The sequence below is a fragment of the Flavobacterium ardleyense genome, assembly GCF_042686085.1.
Classification (GTDB): domain Bacteria; phylum Bacteroidota; class Bacteroidia; order Flavobacteriales; family Flavobacteriaceae; genus Flavobacterium; species Flavobacterium ardleyense.
The window spans coordinates 1-5,343 of sequence record NZ_JBHUOL010000028.1 but is presented as its reverse complement, the minus strand read 5'-3'; the positions used below and the strand labels follow the sequence as shown (position 1 = coordinate 5,343).

Here is a 5,343-nt window from a genome sequence, read left to right as displayed (position 1 = left end):
GCACCCGCATTAGAGAAGAAGTTCACACACATATTGAGTATTAAAAAGGTCTAAAAAGAGTTTCAAAAAAACTTAAAAAAAGATTTGGATAATAAGAAATAAAGGTTGTATCTTTGCCGACCCGTAACGAGAGAAACGGGAGTGCAAGTTCTTAAAAATATTGGGTTAGTGATTACGAAAAAAAATTAAATTTTTTTTTCAAAAAAGCTTGCCAGATTAAAAAAGAGTTGTACTTTTGCACTCGCTAATCGAAAGAGAAGCGTACAAAAAAAGAATGACACGTTCATAGACATATTGAATTGACAGCACAACTTTAAGTACTGATGTGATTTATCACATTAAGATTTGAAGTTGAAAATAAGAGAGAGTAAGATTTTCAAGTAAATTGAAATACCTAGCAACTTTAAATCGACAATATTAAAATATACGATGAAGAGTTTGATCCTGGCTCAGGATGAACGCTAGCGGCAGGCCTAACACATGCAAGTCGAGGGGTAGAAGGAGCTTGCTCCTTTGAGACCGGCGCACGGGTGCGTAACGCGTATGCAATCTACCTTATACAGGGGAATAGCCCAGAGAAATTTGGATTAATGCCCCATGGTATTATTGAATGGCATCATTTGATAATTAAAGTTCCAACGGTATAAGATGAGCATGCGTCCCATTAGTTAGTTGGTAAGGTAACGGCTTACCAAGACTATGATGGGTAGGGGTCCTGAGAGGGAGATCCCCCACACTGGTACTGAGACACGGACCAGACTCCTACGGGAGGCAGCAGTGAGGAATATTGGTCAATGGACGCAAGTCTGAACCAGCCATGCCGCGTGCAGGAAGAAGCATCTATGGTGTGTAAACTGCTTTTATACAGGAAGAAACAACTCTACGTGTAGAGTCTTGACGGTACTGTAAGAATAAGGACCGGCTAACTCCGTGCCAGCAGCCGCGGTAATACGGAGGGTCCAAGCGTTATCCGGAATCATTGGGTTTAAAGGGTCCGTAGGCGGCCTTATAAGTCAGTGGTGAAATCTCCTAGCTCAACTAGGAAACTGCCATTGATACTGTAGGGCTTGAATTTTTGTGAAGTAACTAGAATATGTAGTGTAGCGGTGAAATGCTTAGATATTACATGGAATACCAATTGCGAAGGCAGGTTACTAACAAACGATTGACGCTGATGGACGAAAGCGTGGGGAGCGAACAGGATTAGATACCCTGGTAGTCCACGCCGTAAACGATGGATACTAGCTGTTCGGAGCAATCTGAGTGGCTAAGCGAAAGTGATAAGTATCCCACCTGGGGAGTACGTTCGCAAGAATGAAACTCAAAGGAATTGACGGGGGCCCGCACAAGCGGTGGAGCATGTGGTTTAATTCGATGATACGCGAGGAACCTTACCAAGGCTTAAATGTAGATTGACCGGTTTGGAAACAGATCTTTCGCAAGACAATTTACAAGGTGCTGCATGGTTGTCGTCAGCTCGTGCCGTGAGGTGTCAGGTTAAGTCCTATAACGAGCGCAACCCCTGTTGTTAGTTGCCAGCGAGTCATGTCGGGAACTCTAACAAGACTGCCAGTGTAAACTGTGAGGAAGGTGGGGATGACGTCAAATCATCACGGCCCTTACGCCTTGGGCCACACACGTGCTACAATGGTAGGTACAGAGAGCAGCCACTGCGCGAGCAGGAGCGAATCTACAAAACCTATCTCAGTTCGGATCGGAGTCTGCAACTCGACTCCGTGAAGCTGGAATCGCTAGTAATCGGATATCAGCCATGATCCGGTGAATACGTTCCCGGGCCTTGTACACACCGCCCGTCAAGCCATGGAAGCTGGGGGTACCTGAAGTCGGTGACCGCAAGGAGCTGCCTAGGGTAAAACTGGTAACTAGGGCTAAGTCGTAACAAGGTAGCCGTACCGGAAGGTGCGGCTGGAACACCTCCTTTCTAGAGAATGATTTAAAGATTAGGTTCAAAAGAAAGAACATTTTACTCTCGCTGTTAATTTAAGAAATAAAGAAAAGTAAGAAACAGAGTCTCGTAGCTCAGCTGGTTAGAGTACTACACTGATAATGTAGGGGTCCCCAGTTCGAGTCTGGGCGGGACTACTATTAATTGATTGTATTGATTAATGTAGTTGACTGTTTTATACAATTCGAAGGAAATTTTAGAAGTTGATATTCATAATTCATAATTCTGAATTCAAAATTCTGAATTCAAAATGGGGGATTAGCTCAGCTGGCTAGAGCGCCTGCCTTGCACGCAGGAGGTCATCGGTTCGACTCCGATATTCTCCACGATTCCGAGAGGAATAAAGTTCATTGACATATTGAGATAAAAATATTTAAAAAGTAGAAAGTAGATGCGTAATTTATTACGTGATCAAATAGGTACATTATTTATAGTGTATTTATAAAGTCCTAGTTTTATTTATAAAATTAGGCGGCACATAAGCAAAATAAGGGCGTATGGGGGATGCCTTGGCTCTCAGAGGCGATGAAAGGCGTGATAAGCTGCGAAAAGCTACGGGGATTGGCACACACGAATTGATCCGTAGATACCTGAATGGGGCAACCCGGCATGTTGAAGACATGTCACTCCGATAGGAGGGCAAACCCGCTGAACTGAAACATCTAAGTAGGCGGAGGAGAAGAAAACAAAAGTGATTCCGTAAGTAGTGGCGAGCGAACGCGGATTAGCCCAAACCAAAGTTGTTACGGCAATTTTGGGGTTGTAGGACCACGACATTCTATACGGATTGAACCAGAATTACCTGGAAAGGTAAACCAGAGAGGGTGATAGTCCTGTATGGGTAAGAGAAGATATAGATAGTGGTATCCTGAGTAGCGCGGGGCACGTGAAACCCTGTGTGAATTTGGCGGGACCATCCGCTAAGGCTAAATACTCCTGAGAGACCGATAGTGAACCAGTACCGTGAGGGAAAGGTGAAAAGAACCGTGAATAACGGAGTGAAATAGATCCTGAAACCATACGCTTACAAGCGGTCGGAGCCCTTTAGTGGGGTGACGGCGTGCCTTTTGCATAATGAGCCTACGAGTTACCGTTGCTGGCAAGGATAAGTACTTATGGTATGGATCCGTAGCGAAAGCGAGTCTGAATAGGGCGCTTTAGTCAGTAATGGTAGACGCGAAACCGTGTGATCTACCCATGGACAGGTTGAAGCTGTGGTAACACACAGTGGAGGACCGAACCCGTTGACGTTGAAAAGTCTTGGGATGATCTGTGGGTAGGGGTGAAAGGCCAATCAAACTCGGAAATAGCTCGTACTCCCCGAAATGCATTTAGGTGCAGCGCTGGATATAAGTTATATAGAGGTAGAGCTACTGATTGGATGCGGGGGCTTCACCGCCTACCAATTCCTGACAAACTCCGAATGCTATATAATGTTTACCAGCAGTGAGGGCATGGGTGCTAAGGTCCATGTCCGAGAGGGAAAGAACCCAGACCATCAGCTAAGGTCCCCAAATATATACTAAGTTGAAATAACGAGGTTTGTCTGCATAGACAGCTAGGATGTTGGCTTGGAAGCAGCCATTCATTTAAAGAGTGCGTAACAGCTCACTAGTCGAGCGGACGAGCATGGATAATAATCGGGCATAAGTATATTACCGAAGCTATGGATTTGTATGTAAATACAAGTGGTAGGGGAGCATTCTAAACTGGGTCGAAGGTGTGATGTGAGTCATGCTGGACTGTTTAGAAAAGAAAATGTAGGCATAAGTAACGATAATGCGGGCGAGAAACCCGCACACCGAAAAACTAAGGTTTCCACAGCTATGCTAATCAGCTGTGGGTTAGTCTGGTCCTAAGGCGAACCCGAAAGGGACAGTCGATGGATAACGGGTTAATATTCCCGTACTACTTATAATTGTGATGGAGAGACGCAGTGGTGAAAGTACCGCGAACTGACGGAATAGTTCGTTAAAGCACCTAACTATAGGTCCCGTAGGCAAATCCGCGGGAACTGGTGAAATGCGATAGTACACGGAGTCTTCGGACAAAGTGATAGTGTACCTAAAGGCTGCCAAGAAAATCTTCTAAACTTAGATTATAAGTACCAGTACCGTAAACCGACACAGGTAGTTGAGGAGAGAATCCTAAGGTGCTCGAGAGATTCATGGCTAAGGAATTAGGCAAAATGGACCCGTAACTTCGGGAGAAGGGTCGCCAGCAGCAATGCTGGCCGCAGTGAAAAAATCCAGGCGACTGTTTATCAAAAACACAGGGCTCTGCAAAATCGTAAGATGAAGTATAGGGCCTGACACCTGCCCGGTGCTTGAAGGTTAAGTGGAGATGTTATCTTCGGAGAAGCATTGAAATGAAGCCCAAGTAAACGGCGGCCGTAACTATAACGGTCCTAAGGTAGCGAAATTCCTTGTCGGGTAAGTTCCGACCTGCACGAATGGTGTAACGATCTGGATACTGTCTCAGCCATGAGCTCGGTGAAATTGTAGTAGCGGTGAAGATGCCGCTTACCCGCAGTGGGACGAAAAGACCCTGTGCACCTTTACTATAGCTTAATATTGACCTTGGACACGTGATGTGTAGGATAGGTGGGAGACTGTGAAGTGGCGTCGCTAGGCGTTGTGGAGTCATTGTTGAAATACCACCCTTTACTTGTCTGAGGCCTAACCCCGTATAACGGGGGACATTGTTTGGTGGGTAGTTTGACTGGGGTGGTCGCCTCCAAAAGAGTAACGGAGGCTTCTAAAGGTTCCCTCAGCACGCTTGGTAACCGTGCGTAGAGTGCAATGGTATAAGGGAGCTTGACTGAGAGACATACAGGTCGATCAGGTACGAAAGTAGAGCATAGTGATCCGGTGGTTCCGCATGGAAGGGCCATCGCTCAAAGGATAAAAGGTACGCCGGGGATAACAGGCTGATCTCCCCCAAGAGCTCATATCGACGGGGGGGTTTGGCACCTCGATGTCGGCTCGTCACATCCTGGGGCTGGAGAAGGTCCCAAGGGTTGGGCTGTTCGCCCATTAAAGTGGCACGCGAGCTGGGTTCAGAACGTCGTGAGACAGTTCGGTCTCTATCTACTGTGGGCGTTAGAAATTTGAGTGGATCTGATTCTAGTACGAGAGGACCGAATTGGACAAACCGCTGGTGTATCTGTTGTTCCGCCAGGAGCACCGCAGAGTAGCTACGTTTGGAAGGGATAAGCGCTGAAAGCATATAAGCGCGAAACCCACCACAAGATGAGATTTCTTTTAAGGGTCGTGGAAGATGACCACGTTGATAGGCTATAGATGTAAAGGCAGTAATGTCATAGTCGAGTAGTACTAATAACCCGTTAGCTTATGTATAAATCCTGAGCCTTCGGG

2 tRNA genes and 2 rRNA genes are annotated in these 5,343 nt (G+C 46.1%); all 4 read left to right on the top strand.

Going from position 1 to position 5,343, the window contains the following annotated elements:
- Positions 1–426: 426 nt before the first annotated feature.
- Positions 427–1,942: ribosomal RNA gene (locus ACFSX9_RS16075) — 16S ribosomal RNA — on the top strand.
- An 87-nt stretch (positions 1,943–2,029) separates the two neighbouring features.
- Positions 2,030–2,103 (top strand) — tRNA-Ile (locus ACFSX9_RS16070).
- A 115-nt stretch (positions 2,104–2,218) separates the two neighbouring features.
- A tRNA-Ala gene (locus tag ACFSX9_RS16065) sits at positions 2,219–2,292 on the top strand.
- A gap of 150 nt (positions 2,293–2,442) precedes the next feature.
- Positions 2,443–5,325: ribosomal RNA gene (locus ACFSX9_RS16060) — 23S ribosomal RNA — on the top strand.
- The 16S and 23S rRNA genes sit together here with 2 tRNA genes alongside, the layout of an rRNA operon.
- Positions 5,326–5,343 lie beyond the last annotated feature (18 nt).